The 16291-nt window shown below is 71.1% G+C and carries 16 protein-coding genes and 1 tRNA gene; 9 read left to right on the top strand and 8 right to left on the bottom strand.

All coding sequences use genetic code 11. The features are described 5' to 3' along the window. The 3 genes from JYK17_RS33380 to JYK17_RS33370 all read right to left on the bottom strand — a co-directional run. Positions 1-494 (bottom strand): hypothetical protein (locus tag JYK17_RS33380; protein ID WP_308011726.1); only part of this gene is annotated, 494 nt, incomplete at its 3' end. A gap of 231 nt (positions 495-725) precedes the next feature. Beyond that, positions 726-1568, bottom strand: a complete 843-nt coding sequence (locus JYK17_RS33375) for a MurR/RpiR family transcriptional regulator (protein ID WP_108008212.1) — start codon at positions 1566-1568, stop codon at positions 726-728. Positions 1569-1707: 139 nt separating this feature from the next. Then, positions 1708-3225 carry an aromatic amino acid ammonia-lyase gene (locus JYK17_RS33370; protein WP_108008214.1) on the bottom strand — a complete coding sequence of 506 codons (1518 nt, stop codon included), beginning with the start codon at positions 3223-3225 and terminating at the stop codon, positions 1708-1710. 141 nt (positions 3226-3366) lie between these two features. On the opposite strand from JYK17_RS33370, the gene JYK17_RS33365 reads away from it, so the two are divergent. The 5 genes from JYK17_RS33365 to JYK17_RS33345 all read left to right on the top strand — a co-directional run bounded on the left by JYK17_RS33365 (position 3367) and on the right by JYK17_RS33345 (position 7194). Further along, on the top strand, positions 3367-4401 hold the full coding sequence (locus tag JYK17_RS33365) for an ABC transporter ATP-binding protein (RefSeq protein WP_222811840.1): 1035 nt from the start codon (positions 3367-3369) through the stop codon (positions 4399-4401). After that, complete coding sequence (locus tag JYK17_RS33360; protein ID WP_108008218.1) at positions 4398-5039, top strand: ABC transporter permease; 642 nt, start codon at positions 4398-4400, stop codon at positions 5037-5039. The genes JYK17_RS33365 and JYK17_RS33360 overlap by 4 nt, the downstream gene beginning before the upstream one ends. Position 5040: 1 nt before the next feature. Continuing rightward, positions 5041-5703: an ABC transporter permease gene (locus JYK17_RS33355; protein WP_108008220.1), complete on the top strand. Its 663-nt coding sequence runs from the start codon at positions 5041-5043 to the stop codon at positions 5701-5703. A 14-nt stretch (positions 5704-5717) separates the two neighbouring features. Continuing rightward, complete coding sequence (locus JYK17_RS33350) at positions 5718-6650, top strand: ABC transporter substrate-binding protein (RefSeq protein ID WP_128802140.1); 933 nt, start codon at positions 5718-5720, stop codon at positions 6648-6650. A 115-nt stretch (positions 6651-6765) separates the two neighbouring features. Then, positions 6766-7194 (top strand): hypothetical protein, encoded by a 429-nt coding sequence (locus JYK17_RS33345; RefSeq protein WP_164932368.1) that lies wholly within the window; start codon positions 6766-6768, stop codon positions 7192-7194. A 294-nt stretch (positions 7195-7488) separates the two neighbouring features. Here JYK17_RS33345 and JYK17_RS33340 read toward each other — a convergent pair whose 3' ends face one another. Further along, positions 7489-8874, bottom strand: coding sequence for a cystathionine beta-synthase (locus JYK17_RS33340; RefSeq protein WP_108008226.1), 1386 nt, complete (start codon positions 8872-8874; stop codon positions 7489-7491). Positions 8875-9023: 149 nt separating this feature from the next. On the opposite strand from JYK17_RS33340, the gene JYK17_RS33335 reads away from it, so the two are divergent. The 3 genes from JYK17_RS33335 to JYK17_RS33325 all read left to right on the top strand — a co-directional run bounded on the left by JYK17_RS33335 (position 9024) and on the right by JYK17_RS33325 (position 12439). Next, positions 9024-10067 (top strand): SGNH/GDSL hydrolase family protein, encoded by a 1044-nt coding sequence (locus JYK17_RS33335; RefSeq protein WP_181362372.1) that lies wholly within the window; start codon positions 9024-9026, stop codon positions 10065-10067. A gap of 106 nt (positions 10068-10173) precedes the next feature. Next, a complete protein-coding gene (locus JYK17_RS33330; protein ID WP_108008228.1) occupies positions 10174-11394 on the top strand; it encodes an acetyl-CoA C-acetyltransferase in 1221 nt (406 codons plus the stop codon). Positions 11395-11665: 271 nt separating this feature from the next. Next, complete coding sequence (locus tag JYK17_RS33325) at positions 11666-12439, top strand: hypothetical protein (RefSeq protein ID WP_108008230.1); 774 nt, start codon at positions 11666-11668, stop codon at positions 12437-12439. A 208-nt stretch (positions 12440-12647) separates the two neighbouring features. Here JYK17_RS33325 and JYK17_RS33320 read toward each other — a convergent pair whose 3' ends face one another. Further along, entirely contained in the window at positions 12648-12959 is a 312-nt protein-coding gene (locus JYK17_RS33320) for a hypothetical protein (protein WP_181362373.1), read from the bottom strand. Positions 12960-13061: 102 nt separating this feature from the next. On the opposite strand from JYK17_RS33320, the gene JYK17_RS33315 reads away from it, so the two are divergent. Then, the gene (locus JYK17_RS33315; protein WP_128802142.1) at positions 13062-13292 is read left to right on the top strand and encodes a DUF4287 domain-containing protein; all 231 of its coding nucleotides are present in this window, start codon (positions 13062-13064) and stop codon (positions 13290-13292) included. A gap of 87 nt (positions 13293-13379) precedes the next feature. On the opposite strand, the gene JYK17_RS33310 is transcribed toward JYK17_RS33315, so the two are convergent. The 3 genes from JYK17_RS33310 to JYK17_RS33300 all read right to left on the bottom strand — a co-directional run bounded on the left by JYK17_RS33310 (position 13380) and on the right by JYK17_RS33300 (position 15887). Beyond that, positions 13380-14303: a Bax inhibitor-1/YccA family protein gene (locus JYK17_RS33310; protein ID WP_222811839.1), complete on the bottom strand. Its 924-nt coding sequence runs from the start codon at positions 14301-14303 to the stop codon at positions 13380-13382. Positions 14304-14495: 192 nt separating this feature from the next. Further along, on the bottom strand, positions 14496-15671 hold the full coding sequence (locus tag JYK17_RS33305) for a 4-hydroxybenzoate 3-monooxygenase (protein ID WP_222811838.1): 1176 nt from the start codon (positions 15669-15671) through the stop codon (positions 14496-14498). 132 nt (positions 15672-15803) lie between these two features. Beyond that, positions 15804-15887 (bottom strand) — tRNA-Leu (locus JYK17_RS33300). Positions 15888-16291 lie beyond the last annotated feature (404 nt).

Here is a 16291-nt window from a genome sequence, read left to right as displayed (position 1 = left end):
CCCGCGGCGAGCCAGTCGACCCGCACCCACAGCAGCCCGTCCTCGGCCCGTTCGCGCCGCCCGAGCCAGGCGGCCTTCAGGCGCAGCCCGGTGCCGCAGCCGGCGAGCAGCATGCCGCCCGCCGCGGGCACGGCGAACGCGCTCCCCAGCGCCGCCACGAAGGCCAGCAGCAGCCACCAGCGGTGTCCGCGGCGCCAGTTGCGCACGCTCACCGCGCGGTCCTGGAGCACGTCGTGCTTGCCCGCGCGGGCGGCCGAGCGGGCCAGAGCGGTGTAGCGCCTGCGGCGGGCGTACGACACCACGGCCGCCGCCACGATGAACAGCGCGGCCCCGGCGAGCACCCCGATCCGGCGGCCGGTGATCCCCGGCACCAGCACCCCGACGCCCGCGGCGAACACACCGGCCCACCACAGCGGCGCCGCTCCGGCCCGTACGACGACGGCCACCCGCGCCAGACCTCGCCCTCCACGCACCTCGCGAACTCCGCGTGCCACCTCTCGGCCTCCCGTCTCCTGTCTGTGGGGCATCCGTTGGACGGGAGGCTAGCGAGGGAAGGTGAGACCAGTCTGAGAACGCACCGGGCCGGCGGCACCGGCGCGGCGGCCGTGCCGACGGCGGCGGGCAGCAGCAGGTCGGACACCTTGGCCACGGGCGCGAACGCAGAATCGGCAACGATCACCACCGTCAGCCCGGCCCGCTCGACGAAACCACCGGCCCGGCGGCCCTCACTCCACGAACAACCCCCGCGCCGCCGCCCGCGCATCGAACTCCTCAAGCCGCGCCTGCGCATCCGGCAGGTCGTCGCACATGGCCTCCAGCAGAACCCGGCCCAGCAACATCGGCGCACAGGCCGTGTCGAAGGCCAGGCCCGTGCCCACGGCGGCGGGCAGCAGCAGGTCGGAGACCTTGGCGACGGGCGCGAAGGCGGAGTCGGCGACGGTCACCACCGTCAGCCCGGCCTGCTTGGCGAAGGCGAGGGCGTCCAGGACCTCGCGCGGGTGCCGGGGCAGCGCGAAGCAGAGCAGGGCGCTCGCCCCGGCGCGTACGGCGGCCTCGATACGGTCCTGGATCATCGTGCCGCCCTCGTCGAGCAGCCGGACGTCGGGGTGGACCTTGGCGGCGAAGTACGAGAAGCCGTAGGCCTGGGAGGCGGCGGCGCGCAGGCCCAGGACGGGCAGCGGGCGGGAGGCGGCGAGCAGCCGGCCCGCCTTTTGCACCGCGCGCGGGTCGGCCAGCAGTTCCGCGAGGTGCCGCAGGTTCTCGATCTCGGCCTCGACCGCCTGCTGGTATTCGTTGTACGAGCCCGTCTCGGCCGTCTGCTCGGCGGGCGCGACCTCGCGCAGGTGCTTGCGCAGCGCCGGGTAGCCGTCGAAGCCGAGGGCGACCGCGAAGCGGGTCACGGACGGCTGGCTGACCCCGGCCAGCTCGGCCAACTCCACGCTGGACAGGAACGGGACGTCGGAGGCGCGCCGCACCATGCTGTGCGCGATCCGCCGCTGGGTCGGCGTCAGCCGATGCCCCTCGAAGAGCGCCTGCAGGCGCCCCGCAGGACTGTCCACCACGCTCATGCCCTCTTCCCGCTCATGACTCCCCGACCGCCAATGACCCGCCCACCGCAGACGCCTCGCCCACCGATCACGGTGCGCCGCCCACACACAATCCGCCGCCCACCAACGACCCCCCGCCCACTAACAACCCACCGCCCGCTCAAGACGCACTCCCCCTCCAGATGTCCGTGAACCGGTCCAGCATCGCGGCCGCCGCCGTCACGTCCTCGGTGAGCGGACGGTCGGCCTGGTCCTCGGACAGGACCGACTCGGCGAGCTGCAGCGCGCGGCCCACCGGCAGGTCCGGCTCGGGTCGCAGTCCGCGCTGACGCAACGCCCGTACGGCGGCGACGACTTCGCAGCCGACGACGAGACGGTACGCGCGGCAGGCGCGCAGCGTCTGGCGGGCGGCGAGCGAGGCGAAGCTGGCCTGTTCCTCGACGCCCCGGGAGAGTACAGCGTGACCGAGGGAGGCGGGAGCCGAGAACGCGCGCAGATCGCCGAGGGCGGCCCCGGCGGCGTACTCCAGGATCATCACGCCGGAGGCGGCGGCCTCCTCGTTGGCGAGGAAGGGCCGCAGCCGGGTGAAGCCGGGCTCGTTCAGCGTGGACAGCCGCGAGGTCGACAGCCGGGCGACCTGGGTGAGGGCCAGCCTGAAGTGGTCCAGGGCGAGGGCGAGTTGGGCCTGGTAGAAGCCGCCGTGGTGGTAGGCCGCCATGTCCTCGGCCGAGATCAGCGGGTTCTCGGCGGCCGCGTTGATCTCGATGCGCAGCACCTCCTCCAGCGCGTCCGCCGCGTCCAGTGCCGGGCCGTGTATCTGGGGCACGCAGCGGAAGCCGTAGGGGTCCTGGATGCGGCCGAGCGGCGGGGTGGGCCGGTCGGCAGCGCCGATGAGGGCACGCATCCGGCGGGCCACCTCGGTGGAGCCCCGGTGCGGGCGAGCGGCGTGCACGGGGGCGGCGTAGGCCTCGTGCGAGCCGTCGACGGCCAGCAGGGAGAGCGCGGCGACCACCTGGGTGGCCTGCACCAGTCCGCGCAGTTCGTCGAGGGCCAGCGCGGCCTGGCCGAGGGTGAGGGCGTTGCTGCTGATGAAGGCCAGCGCGTCGTTGTTGTCGAGCTGCTGCGGCTTGGGCGCGCCCGGCCCGCGCCAGGGGTGCTCGCCCGCGAGGGCGAGGCCGGCCTGGGCGAGGGCGGCGATGTCGCCGGTGCCGACCGAGCCGAACTCGTTCACGACCGGGTGGGCGCCGCTCTCCAGCGCCTCGCACAGCGCGGTGACGACGGTCGGCCGAAGCCCCGCACCGCCCGCGAGGAGCTGGTTGGCGCGGACGGCGAGCATCGCCCGGACCTCCCGCGCGGGCAGCTCGTCGCCGATCGCGCCGGCATGGCTGCGCAGCAGCCTGAGCCCGTGCTCGGCGGCGGCTTCGGTGGGCACGTCCTCGTTCCGGTTGGCGCCGACGCCGGTGGAGCGGCCGTAGACGCGTCCGGTCGCGGCGATCTGCCGGGCGGCGTCCCAGGACTCCGTCACCCGCTTCATCGCGTCGGTGCCGGGGACCGGCCGCGCGGTCCCCTCGGCCAGCCGCACCACGTCGACGACGCCGAGCCCGATCCCGTCGAGGACCACCAGGCCGGTGTGGTCCACCGACGCCGCATCCGGAGTGTCCACGATCCGAGACGACATAAAGCTCAAACCCCAATCAATCCAGACATCCGATCTTGCCTACCGGTCATCAATTACCGCGGATTAGCGCCGAGACGTTGACAACCTATTCAGATACCAAGAACTCTGCATGACGTTATACAGCCGGGCAAGGGACAACTCATGATCCAGTTCGATGCGGTCCACAAACGCTTCCCCAACGGCACGACAGCGGTCCACGATCTCACCCTGGAGATGCCCGAAGGGGGCGTGACCGTCCTCGTCGGCACCTCCGGTTGCGGCAAGACCACCACCCTGCGGATGATCAACCGGATGGTCGAGCCGACCTCCGGGACCATCCGGGTCGGCGGCCGGGACGTGACCCGGCAGGACGCCGCCGAGCTGCGCCGCTCCATCGGCTACGTCATCCAGCAGGCCGGCCTGTTCCCGCACCGCACGGTGCTGGACAACATCGCCACCGTGCCGCTGCTGCTCGGCTGGAACCGGAAGAAGGCCCGCGCCAGGGCCGCCGAACTGCTTCAGACCGTGGGCCTCGCCGCCGACGCCGGCCGGCGCTACCCGCACCAGCTCTCCGGCGGCCAGCAGCAGCGCGTCGGCGTGGCCCGCGCCCTGGCCGCCGACCCGCCGGTGCTGCTCATGGACGAGCCCTTCGGCGCCGTCGACCCGGTGGTGCGCGCCCAGCTCCAGGACGAACTGCTGCGTCTGCAGAAGGAGTTGAGCAAGACCATCGTCTTCGTCACGCACGACATCGACGAGGCGGTGCGGCTCGGCGACCAGATCGCCGTCTTCCGCACCGGCGGCCATCTGGTGCAGTGCGCCTCGCCCGCCGAACTGCTCGCCCGGCCCGCCGACGACTTCGTGGCCGACTTTTTGGGCGCCGAACGCGGCCTGAAGCTGCTGTCGCTGAAGACCCTCGCGGACGTGCCGTACGGCCCGGCCCCCGAGGGCGGCGCCTGGACCCTCGTACTCGGCGAGGGAAACCGCCCGCTGCACTGGGCGTCGAAGGAGACCGAGATCCCCCTGCGCCCGCTGAAGGACACCGACTCCCTCCTCGCGGCCCTCGACGAGTCGGTCGCCTCCCCCACCGGCCTGGTGGCCCGCGTCGACGCCGACGGCGTCCTCACCGGCGTCACCTCCCGCGACGACATCCACGAGCACGCGGGAGCGGCGCACTCGGAAGCGCGGGTCGCGGCATGAGCGTCGACTGGTCGTGGATAGGCGACCACACCGACGAACTCACCAGCCTCACGCTCTCCCATCTCCAGGCCGCCCTGAGCGCCGTCTTCTTCGGCGTCCTGATCTCGCTCCCGCTCGCGGTGATCGCCCACCGGTTCCGCCCGCTGCGCGGCTTTCTGCTGGGCATCTCCAACGTCCTGTTCACGATCCCGTCGATCGCGATCTTCGTCCTGCTGCTCCCGGTCAGCGGTCTGACCCGCACCACCACGGTCATCGGCCTGACGGTCTACACCCTGGTCGTGCTGCTGCGGAACACGGTCGAGGGCCTGGACTCGGTCCCCGCGAAGACCAAGGAGGCGGCCAAGGCGATGGGCACGCGCCCCCTGCGCACGCTGCTGACCGTCGAGTTCCCGCTCGCGCTCCCCGTGATCATGGCCGGCGTCCGGATCGCCACGGTCATGTCGATCTCGCTGGTCTCGGTCGCGACCTACATCGGCGACGGCGGCCTGGGCCAGCTGTTCACCGACGGCTTCCAGCGCAACTTCCCCACCCCCGTGATCGTCGGCGTGGTCCTCACCATCCTGCTCGCGGTCGTGGCGGACGCGCTGCTGGTCGCCCTGCAGTACGTGCTGACCCCCTGGCGCAGGAGGCGAGCCTGAGATGTACGAACTCCTCAAGAACCTCGGCACCTGGCTGACCAGCGGCGCCAGTTGGTCCGGCTCCGACGGCATCACCCACCGCCTCGCCGAGCATCTGCAGTACTCGCTCCTCGCGACCCTCATCGCGGCCGCCATCGGCCTGCCGATCGGCCTGCTCATCGGCCACACCGGCAAGGGCGCCTTCCTCGCCATCAACCTCTCCTCCTTCGGCCGCGCCCTGCCCACCGTCGGCCTCGTCGTCCTGGTCTTCCTGGCCGGCGGCCTGTCGATGCTGCCGGTGTACGTGGCGCTGGTCGCCCTCGCCGTCCCGGCGATCGTCACCAACACCTACGCCGGGATGACGGCCGTCGACCCGGACGTACGGGACGCGGCGCGCGGGCAGGGCATGCGCGGCCACCAGGTTCTCTTCCAGGTCGAACTGCCGCTCGCGCTGCCGCTGATCATGACGGGCCTGCGCCTGGCGCTCATCCAGGTCGTCGCGACCGCCACGATCGCCGCGTACGTCTCCTTCGGGGGCCTGGGCCGCTACGTCTTCGACGGGCTCGCCCAGCGCGACCTGGTGCAGGTGCTCGGCGGCGCGGTGCTGGTCGCCGTGGTCGCCGTCGCCCTGGACCTGCTGCTGTCCGGCCTGCAGCGCCTCCTCTTCCGACACCGCACCGCCTAGGGACCCAGAAGACCATGAACCGACGCACTGTCCTCGGCGGCCTGTTCGCGGCCGCCTCCGTCCCCGCACTCTCCGCCTGCGCGAGCGGCGTCACCTCCCTCGACGGGTCGGGCTCCGCCTCCGGTGGCGGCGGCTCCAGCAAGGGCGGGGTCACCATCGGCACCGCCAACTTCACCGAGAACCAGGTGCTGGGCTACCTCTACGCGGCCGCCCTGAAGCAGGCCGGGGTGAAGGTCACCGTCCGCCCCAACCTCGGCACCCGCGAGATCGTGATCCCCGCCCTCAAGAGCGGCGACATCGACCTGCTGCCCGAGTACCAGGGCGCCCTGCTCAACTACCTCGACCCGAAGGCCACCGCCGCGGAGGAGGGCGCCATGCAGAACGCCCTCACCCTGGCCCTGCCCAAGGGCCTGCAGATCCTGCCGTACGGCGCGGCCGAGGACTCCGACGCCTTCGTGGTCACCCGCGAGACGGCGAAGAAGTACGGCCTGACCTCGCTCGCCGACCTGAAGAAACAGAACGGCAAACTGGTCCTCGGCGCGGCCCCCGAGGTGAAGAAGCGCCGGGTGGGCGCGGTCGGCCTGAAGGACGTCTACGGCGTGGACCTCAAGGAGTTCAAGTCGCTCGACTCCGACGGCCCGCTGGTCAAGGGCGCCCTGAAGAAGGGCGACGTGGACGTGGCGAACCTCTTCACCACCGACACCGACATCGAGGCCAACGACTGGGTGGTCCTCGCCGACCCCGCGAACCTGATCCCGAGCCAGCACATCGTCCCGCTCATCGCCGACCGCAAGGCCGACGACACGGTCCGCAAGGCGCTCGCCCGCCTCGGCAACGTCCTGACCACCGCCCAGCTCACCGAGCTCAACCGGCTGGTCGACAAGGACAAGAAGGACCCCGAGGAGGTGGCGGACGACTACGCGAAGCGGCACGGCCTGGCCGAGTGACCCGCGCGGGGTGCCCGTACGCGGGACACCCCGCCCCCAACAGGGGGGCTAACCCCAGTGCGGGCCCGCGCACGGCTCCTTACCGTGGTGTTCCATGACGGGATGGGAGACCGCTATGGACGCGCGGGACGCCGAGCTCAAGAAGGAACTGAACGCCACCCTGCAGGCGCGCCGGGAACTCGGTGAGGAGTACGAGTCCGCACTGGTCGACTCGTTCCTGGAGAAGGTCGACCAGCGCATCGACGGCGCGGTCGAGCGCCGGGTGCGGCGGCAGCTGGCGGAGCAGCAGATGGTGGTGGCCCGGGGCGCCCGGGCGCCCCGGGCGACGGACTCCTGGGGTGATCGCTTCGGCTTCGGCCTGGTCTCCCTGGTCCTGGCGATCCCGCTCTCCGCGATCGGCGGCACGTTCGGCCATCTGCCGGGCCTGTTCACCACCTGGGTGGGCATCGTCGGCGTGAACTTCGTCCAGGCGGTGCGCAACAACCCCGGCCTGTTCGGCCACCGCGACAAGCGGGGCAAGGACGGGGACCGCTGGGAGGAATGAGCCGGCCCATGTGAGCCGCCTGCCTGAGAAGGACATGCGCGGGGACCGCCGCACCCCCGCGGACGGGGGGCGGGACGACGGCGGTCCCCGCGGTGGACGCCGACCGGCCGGGCCGGTGTGCGCGTCCGGGCGTCCATGGAGGTCCGGGAGCCGCTCCGGAGGTCCTTGGACGTTCGGCGCCGGCCGGGCGATGAACCTGCGCCCTGCCGACGTCCTTCAATGTGCCGGACCCGTGTTAAGCGCGTGCTGCGCGGACGTGACGCGCTCGTACCACTTCCACGAAGTCCGCGGACGCTACTTCCCCTTGGCCAGGAAGGCCAGCAGGTCCTGACGGCCGATCACGCCGGTCGGCTTGCCCTCGACGAGGACGATCGCCGCGTCGGCGCGGCCGAGCACGGACATCAGGTCGGCGACCGGCTCGCCCGAGCCGACCTGCGGCAGCGGGGCGGACATGTGCTTCTCCAGCGGGTCCTCCAGGGAGGCCCGCTTGGTGAACAGGGCGTCGAGCAGCTCCCGCTCCACCACCGAGCCCACGACCTCGGCGGCCATGACGTCCGGGTGGCCGGCGCCCGGCTTCACGATCGGCATCTGCGAGACGCCGTACTCGCGCAGCACCTCGATGGCCTCGCCGACGGTCTCGTCCGGGTGCATGTGGACGAGGGACGGGATGGCGCCGTGCTCCTTGTCGTTCAGCACGTCGCCGACGCGCGCGCTCGGGCCGGAGTCCTCCAGGAAGCCGTAGTCGGCCATCCACTCGTCGTTGAAGATCTTGCTGAGGTAGCCGCGGCCGCTGTCGGGCAGCAGCACCACCACGACGTCGTCCTCGCCGAGCCGCGCCGCGACCTCCAGGGCCGCCACGACCGCCATCCCGCAGGAGCCGCCGACCAGCAGCCCCTCCTCCTTGGCCAGGCGCCGGGTCATCTGGAAGGAGTCCTTGTCGGACACCGGGACGATCTCGTCGGCGACGGTGCGGTCGTAGGCGGTCGGCCAGAAGTCCTCACCGACGCCCTCGACGAGATACGGCCGTCCGGAGCCGCCCGAGTACACGGAGCCCTCGGGGTCGGCGCCGACGACCTTGACCCTGCCGTCGCTGACGTCCTTCAGATAGCGGCCGGTGCCGGAGATGGTCCCGCCGGTGCCCACGCCCGCCACGAAGTGGGTGATCTTCCCTTCCGTCTGCTCCCACAGCTCGGGACCCGTGGAGTGGTAGTGGGAGAGCGGGTTGTTGGGGTTGGAGTACTGGTCGGGCTTCCACGCGCCGGGCGTCTCGCGCACCAGACGGTCGGAGACGTTGTAGTACGAGTCCGGGTGCTCGGGGTCCACGGCGGTCGGGCAGACGACCACCTCGGCGCCGTACGCCCGCAGCACGTTGATCTTGTCGGTGCTCACCTTGTCGGGGCACACGAAGATGCACTTGTACCCCTTCTGCTGCGCCACGATGGCGAGCCCCACGCCGGTGTTGCCGCTGGTCGGCTCGACGATGGTGCCGCCCGGCTTCAGTTCGCCGCTCTTCTCGGCCGCCTCGATCATGCGCAGGGCGATGCGGTCCTTGACCGAGCCGCCCGGGTTGAAGTACTCGACCTTGGCCAGGACGGTGGCCCTGATGCCCTTGGTCACGCTGTTGAGCCGCACCAGCGGGGTGTTGCCGACGAGGCTGATCATCGAGTCGTGGAATTGCACCGTTGTCTCCGGATGCTTGCAAAAGAAAGTGGTCGTAGTGGTTCCGCCAGCCTACGGCCCGCAACGGTCGTTCACTGACTGTTGAGATTGGCCGACCGTGTGTACGGGGCAAGGAGTGGGTGTACGGCAAAGAGGAGGTGGCGCGGCCTATGACGAGCATGTCGAGGGCGCGGGTGGCCCGGCGGATCGCGGCCGGAGCGGCGTACGGCGGTGGCGGCATCGGCCTCGCGGGCGCGGCCGCGGTCGGTCTGGTGCTGGCAGAGGTCCACATGGCCCGGCGCCATGTGGGCAACGGCACCAGCGGCCGGGTCCCGGTGGCGGACGGCCTGTACGGCACCACGTACACCGTCCCCGACGAACCTCCCCTGCGCCTGACCATGCTCGGTGACTCCACGGCCGCGGGACAGGGCGTCCACCGGGCGGGCCAGACGCCGGGCGCCCTGCTCGCCTCCGGTCTGTCGGCGGTGGCGGAACGCCCGGTGGTCCTGCACAACGTGGCCCTGCCGGGGGCCACCTCCGACGACCTGGACCGCCAGGTCGCCCTGGTCCTGGCCAACCCGGCGCTGGTGCCGGACGTCTGCGTGATCATGATCGGCGCGAACGACGTCACCCACCGCATGCCGCCGACCCGCTCGGTGCGCCATCTCTCGGCGGCGGTACGGCGCCTGCGCACGGCCGGCGCGGAGGTGGTCGTCGGCACCTGCCCCGATCTGGGCACCGTGGAGCGCGTGCAGCAGCCGCTGCGCTGGCTGGCCCGCCGCTCCTCCCGCCAGCTTGCGGCCGCGCAGACGATCGGCACCGTCGCCCAGGGCGGCCGCACGGTGTCGCTGGGCGACCTGCTGGGCCCCGAGTTCGAGGCCAACCCGCGCGAGCTCTTCGGCCCCGACAACTACCACCCCTCCGCGGAGGGGTACGCGACGGCCGCCATGGCGGTGCTGCCCACGGTCTGCGCGGCACTGGGCGTCTGGCCGGAGGAGGAGCGCCCGGACGTCTCGCGCCGCGAGGGCTTCCTGCCGGTCGCACGCGCGGCGGCGGAGGCGGCGTCCGAGGCCGGCACGGAGGTCACGGCCGCCATGCCGACGGGACCGCGCGGGCCCTGGGCGCTGCTCAAGCGCAGGCGCAGGCGGCGGGTGCACGAGCCGGAGACGGCGGCCACGCAGGCCGCCCCGGGAAGCAGAAAAGCAAGCGCTTAGAAAATTGCGGTCAGGGTCACATCGCGACACCCGTGACCCGGCAGCTACGTGCGGGTAGCTTCCCAAGCAGCCCCGCACAACGCCCCCGTATGCCAATGGAGCCGTGATGCCCGAAGCCGTGATCGTCTCGACCGCCCGCTCCCCCATCGGCCGCGCCTTCAAGGGCTCCCTCAAGGATCTGCGCCCCGACGACCTGACCGCCACGATCATCCAGGCCGCCCTCGCCAAGGTCCCCGAGCTGGACCCGAAGGACATCGAGGACCTGATGCTCGGCTGCGGCCTGCCCGGCGGCGAGCAGGGCAACAACCTCGGCCGCATCGTGGCCGTGCAGATGGGGATGGACCACCTGCCGGGCTGCACCATCACCCGGTACTGCTCGTCCTCCCTGCAGACCTCCCGGATGGCCCTGCACGCCATCAAGGCCGGTGAGGGCGACGTCTTCATCTCGGCCGGCGTCGAGATGGTCTCCCGGTATGTGAAGGGCAACTCCGACAGCCTCCCCGACACGCACAACCCGCTCTTCGCCGAGGCCGAGGCGCGTACCGCCGAGGTCGCCCAGCAGGAGGGCACCACCTGGCACGACCCGCGCGAGGACGGCCTGGTCCCCGACCCGTACATCGCGATGGGCCAGACCGCCGAGAACCTGGCCCGCCTCAAGGGCGTCACCCGCCAGGACATGGACGAGTTCGGGGTGCGCTCGCAGAACCTCGCCGAGGAAGCCATCAAGAACGGCTTCTGGGAGCGCGAGATCACCCCGGTGACGCTGCCCGACGGCACGGTCGTCGCCAAGGACGACGGCCCGCGCGCGGGCGTCACCATGGAGGGCGTCGCCGGACTCAAGCCGGTCTTCCGCCCCGACGGTCTGGTCACCGCCGGCAACTGCTGCCCGCTGAACGACGGCGCCGCCGCGGTCGTCATCATGAGCGACACCAAGGCCCGCGAGCTGGGCCTGACCCCGCTCGCCCGCATCGTGTCGACCGGCGTCTCGGGCCTGTCCCCCGAGATCATGGGCCTCGGGCCGGTGGAGGCGTCGCAGCAGGCGCTCGGCCGCGCCGGCCTCACCATCGACGACATCGACCTGGTCGAGATCAACGAGGCGTTCGCCGCCCAGGTGATCCCCTCCTACCGCGACCTGAACATCCCGCTGGAGAAGCTGAACGTCAACGGCGGCGCCATCGCCGTCGGCCACCCCTTCGGCATGACCGGCGCCCGCATCACCGGCACGCTCATCAACTCCCTCCAGTTCCACGACAAGCAGTTCGGTCTGGAGACGATGTGCGTCGGCGGCGGCCAGGGCATGGCGATGGTCATCGAGCGTCTGAGCTGACCTCTCGGTAGTCGCCGTAGCACACACGGTGAGACGAAGGCCCGGAGTCCGGGAAACCCCGGGCCTCCGGGCCGATTTGTGATCCAATCTCCCCCAGGATGTGACCTATCTCCCTTAGCGGAGGGATCTACGCAGGTCAGCGCTGTTGCGCCAGTAAGCGCCGGGCCCAAACTCCCGCCCGTTTCGTGACGTTACGCACTGACAGCTGGATAGTCCGCCCTTCAAGCTGATGTAGGAAGTCGGGGGTCGACTTTGAACCGGGAGTACGTCAGTGAGCGCCATGCCGATCGCCTTGCTGGTCATCACGGCCGCCACGGGCGCCGTGGGCGTCGCCGTCCTGCGCACGCTCATGGTGCTGCGTCGTGAGGTCGCGGTACTGCACACCCAGCTCGCCGAGAACAACTCCGCGCGCGGCCTCGTACCGGCCGCCCGCTCCGCCGAGACCGACGAGATACGCGCGGCCGTAGCCGCGGCGCTCGCCGAGGAGCGTGAGCGCGAGCTCGCCGAGGCCCGTGCCTTCTGGGCCGCCCAGGAGTCGCGTGACGCCTCCGACGCGCCCTCGCTGCTGGGAATCGCGGACAGCGAGCTGTTCATGCCGCGGCAGACCGATTTCGTGGGTCTGGAGCCGGTGGCCGAACCGAGCGCGGAGCCCGACGACTTCGCGGGGGACTCCCCCGAACTGGCCGCCGCCCGCCGCCGCCACCCCTCGCACCCGGACTTCGTCCCGGTCCAGTCACCCGTCGTGGGCGACCACGAACGCACGGTGGCCACTCTCGAGGACCTGGCCGCCTCCCGCATCGAACTGGCCGACGTCCGCCCGGGCCCCCTCGGCACCCTCGACGTCTACGTCTTCGCCGACGGCACCACCCTCTGCATGACCCCGGGCCACCGCGAGACCGCGGAACGCCTGGCCGCCGCCCTGCGCGCCGGCCAGACCCCGGTCCTGCTGGGCGGCTCGGGCATCTCGGGCGCATACACGCTGACGTTCGAGTGCGGCGAGGAGAACGTCTACATCCTGGCGGACAGGGTCATAGCGTCGCTGTAGAGCGCGGGGTTCTTCAGTGCCCTGAAGGGGCGCGGGCGTTTCAGGGGCGCGGGCCGCGGGCGTTTTCAGCGGCGCAAGGCGCGGGCGTTTTCAGCGGCGCGGGCCGCGAGCGCTTTTAGGGGCGTGGGGAACTGCGCGACAAGCCACGACGCACCCGCACCCGCCCACGAGCCCCAAACCCCGCACACCGCACCCCCACCCCGCACCCTCAAACCCCGGCCCGCGCCTGCGCCTCCCCCACCAACCGCACAGCCTCCTCGACCTGGCCCTCGTCACAAAGCACGAGGGCCAAGTCATGAGCAGCCACCGTGATTTGATCAGCGGCAGCGAACATCCCCGCGTCGGGCATCTCCCGGGGCTCAACCCCCGGCTCCTCCAGAACCTGCGCCTGCCGTGCCAACTCTCTTGCCAGCGCCAGCGCTTCCGCTGCGCCGCCCCGCTGCAGACGACTCTGCGGCGCCGCCCGCAGACGGTCGGCGAAATGATCCACGGCACGGGTCAAGGGCGTCGTATCAACCACGAGCCCGAGCGTACGCGCCGCCGCACTGTTGCCAACAGGCGAACGCTCAGGCACGGTGACCTGAAGGACCGGCTTACATCCCCTTTTCGTCCGGAGGCGCCGATGTCCCAAGTCTTCTCCGAGGAGACCCATCGCAACCTGCTCGCCCGCATCCCGCACTGCACCGGTCGGGAGGTCACCGACTGGCTTCGCGCCGTCGAAGAAGGCCCGGCTCTCTTCAACTTCGAGGAGAAGGTCAGCTGGCTCCGGCACGAGCACAACCTCGCGTACGGCCACGCCAAGGCGATTGTTCATGAGTACGACCTGAGGAGGGCCGCGCGCAAACTGATCTAGGTGCGCACCTGGACGACGGAAAAGGGCCCCGGAATCGATCCGGGGCCCTTTGCTGCACAGCCCGCGCCGAAGCGCGGCCGTCGACGGCTAGTCGTTGCTGTTGAGGATCGCGATGATCCGCAGGAACTCCATGTAGATCCAGACCAGCGTCAGGGTCAGGCCGAAGGCCGCCAGCCACGCCTCGTCCTTCGGCGCGCCGTAGGCGATGCCGTCCTCGACCTGCTTGAAGTCCAGGGCGAGGAAGCAGGCGCCGAGCAGGATGCCGACGACGCCGAAGAAGACGCCGAGCGGGCCGCTGCGGAAGCCGAGGCCGTCACCGCCGCCGAAGACGGCGAACAGCAGGTTCACCGCCATCAGCAGGACGAAGCCGAGCGCGGCCGCCATCACGAAGCCGTAGAAGCGGCGGTTGACTCGGATCCAGCCCGCCTTGTACGCGATCAGCACTCCGGCGAAGACCGCCATCGTGCCGATCACGGCCTGCATGGCCGCGCCGCTCGCGATGCGGTTGTCGACGATGCTGGAGACGACGCCGAGGAAGACACCCTCGAACGCGGCGTACGACACGATCAGCGCCGGCGTGGCCTTGCGCTTGAAGGACTGGACGAACGCCAGCACCATGCCGATCAGCGCGGCGACGATGCCGATGCCGTACGAGCGGTTGATGTGGGCGTCGTCGACCGGCAGCAGCGCCCAGGCGAGCGCGGCCGTCACGATCAGGGTGCCGAGGGTCGTCGCCGTGCGCAGCACGACGTCGTCCATCGTCATCCGGCCGGTGGTGGCCGGTGCCTGCGGCGGCGCGCCCTGCAGGCCCTGCTGGGCGTAGGGGTTCTGCGCGTACGGGTTCTGCGCGTAGGGGGCGCCGGGCGGCTGGGCGTATGGATTGCCCTGGCCGTACGGGTTGCCCTGCGTGCCGACAGCCTGTCCCCCGGCCTGCGGCGCGGCGTTGAAGCCCGCGTAGCCGTTGTCGCGGCTGAACCCCCGTCGCGAGAAGACCGGGTTTCTGCTCCTCATTGCACTCCTCCATGGCCGCGGCGCGGCCTTGGCATCAAGGGTAATAGGTAGGCAAAGGATTGACCCTAGTGCTTGGGGAGGATCTTTCCCTCGTCGTGCTGCGCAACACGCTACGCGGATCCGTGATTCCCCTCACCACCAGGGCCCATTCATGACCAATCTGCGACATGGCCGGAACCTGCCGGAGATCACTCAGTCGAGCGGGAAGCCCGTGTACCCCTCGGCGAGGTCGGTCGCGGCGGCCCGCGAGGAGGCGATGCGCTCCAGCCGGGCGAGCTGCAGCCGGTCGTCGAAGGGCGTCGCACCAGGGGTGCGGTGCAGCGTCGTCGTCATCTCGTACGAGAACCGCTCGGCCTGCCAGACGCGGCGCAGGCAGGTCCGCGAGTAGGCGTCGAGGAGCTCCTGCGAACCGGTCTCGCGCCGGTGCGCGAGTGCCCGCGCGAAGGTGACGACGTCGCCCACGGCCAGATTCAGTCCCTTGGCGCCCGTCGGCGGCACGATGTGGGCCGCGTCGCCGGCGAGGAAGAGCCGGCCGTGCCGCATGGGCTCGTGGACGTAGGAGCGCATGGGTGTCACCGACTTCTGGGTGATCGGGCCGCGCTCCAGCCGCCATCCGTCCGCGGTCTCGAAGCGGCGCTCCAGCTCCCGCCAGATCTCCTCGTCGCTCCACGCCTCGGCGTCGGTGCCCTCGGGCACCTGGAGGTAGAGCCGGGAGACGGACGGGGAGCGCATGGACAGCAGGGCGAAGCCGCGGTCGTGGCGGGCGTAGACGAGTTCGTCGTGCGAGGGCGCCACGTCGGCGAGGATGCCGAGCCAGGCGAAGGGGTACGTCCGCTCGAAGGTGCGGGTCAGCTCGGCGGGGACCGCCGTGCGGGCCACTCCCCAGGACCCGTCGCAGCCGACGACGTAGTCGCACTCCAGGACGGACTCGCGCCCCTCGTGCCGGAAGCGGACCCGTGGGCTGTCGCTCTCCGCGCCCTCGACGGCCAGCGCCTGCGCCCCGAACAGCAGCGGACCGCCCTCCTTGAGCTGCAGGGCGATCAGGTCCTTGCACACCTCGGTCTGGGCGTAGACCATCACGGACCGGCCGCCGGTGAGGGCGGGGAAGTCGATGCGATGGCGCCTGCGGTCGTAGCGCAGCTCGATGCCGTCGTGCCGGAGCCCCTCGCGGTCCATGCGCTCCCCGGCGCCCGCCGCGCGCAGCACGTCCACCGTGCCCTGCTCCAGGATTCCGGCACGCTGGCGCTGCTCGACATAGGCGCGGTCGCGGCTCTCCAGCACGACCGAGTCGATGCCGGCGTTGTGGAGCAGCCGGGCGAGGAGCAGTCCGGCCGGGCCGGCTCCGATGATGCCGACGGTGGTGCGCATCGGTCGTTCCCTTCGGACGGGCGCAGGCGTTCGCCTGGACGTTCGCCTGGTGAAAACTTCTTCACCAGGTTCGGAAGGAGTCTCCGACGGCACGCGGCCGCTGTCAACGTTCAAGTAGTGAAGGAGTGGAAGTGCCCGGAGCCGGACTTGAACCGGCACGCCCGCGAAGGGGCAGCGAGGTTTAAGCTCGCCGTGTCTGCATTCCACCATCCGGGCAGGCCATGGGCTCCGCTTCGAGCTTCCCGAGCCTATCGGGATACGTCCCCCGAACTGCCGACCGGTGGACCGATGTTGTCTTATTTTATTGACGTCTGAGGGTGCATCAGCCCGTGGTACGCGCCATCCGCACATGCCAATAGCCTTGCGTGCGACGCTTCGTCGCGCATGCGGAATGACGGAATTTCACCGCCCGAACGAGGGTGCTCCACCGGTTCTCGACGCGGACCCGAGCGGGCGGCAGCGTCGGGGGTCCTCGTCAGGGGTCGCCGTCATCCTGAGGTATGACTACGCGGCGTTCGGTCCGACCCGAGTCGCCCCCAGGAACCGGAACAGCGGCTGACTACACGGGCTCTTGCGGCCAGCACGATGGTCACGTCCCTTCAAGACATCGTCCCGCGAGG

This window comes from Streptomyces plumbidurans (genome assembly GCF_019857225.1).
In the GTDB taxonomy this organism is placed as follows: Bacteria; Actinomycetota; Actinomycetes; order Streptomycetales; family Streptomycetaceae; genus Streptomyces; species Streptomyces plumbidurans.
Note: the sequence above shows the minus strand (reverse complement) of the source record. Positions and strands in the feature narration are given on the sequence as shown.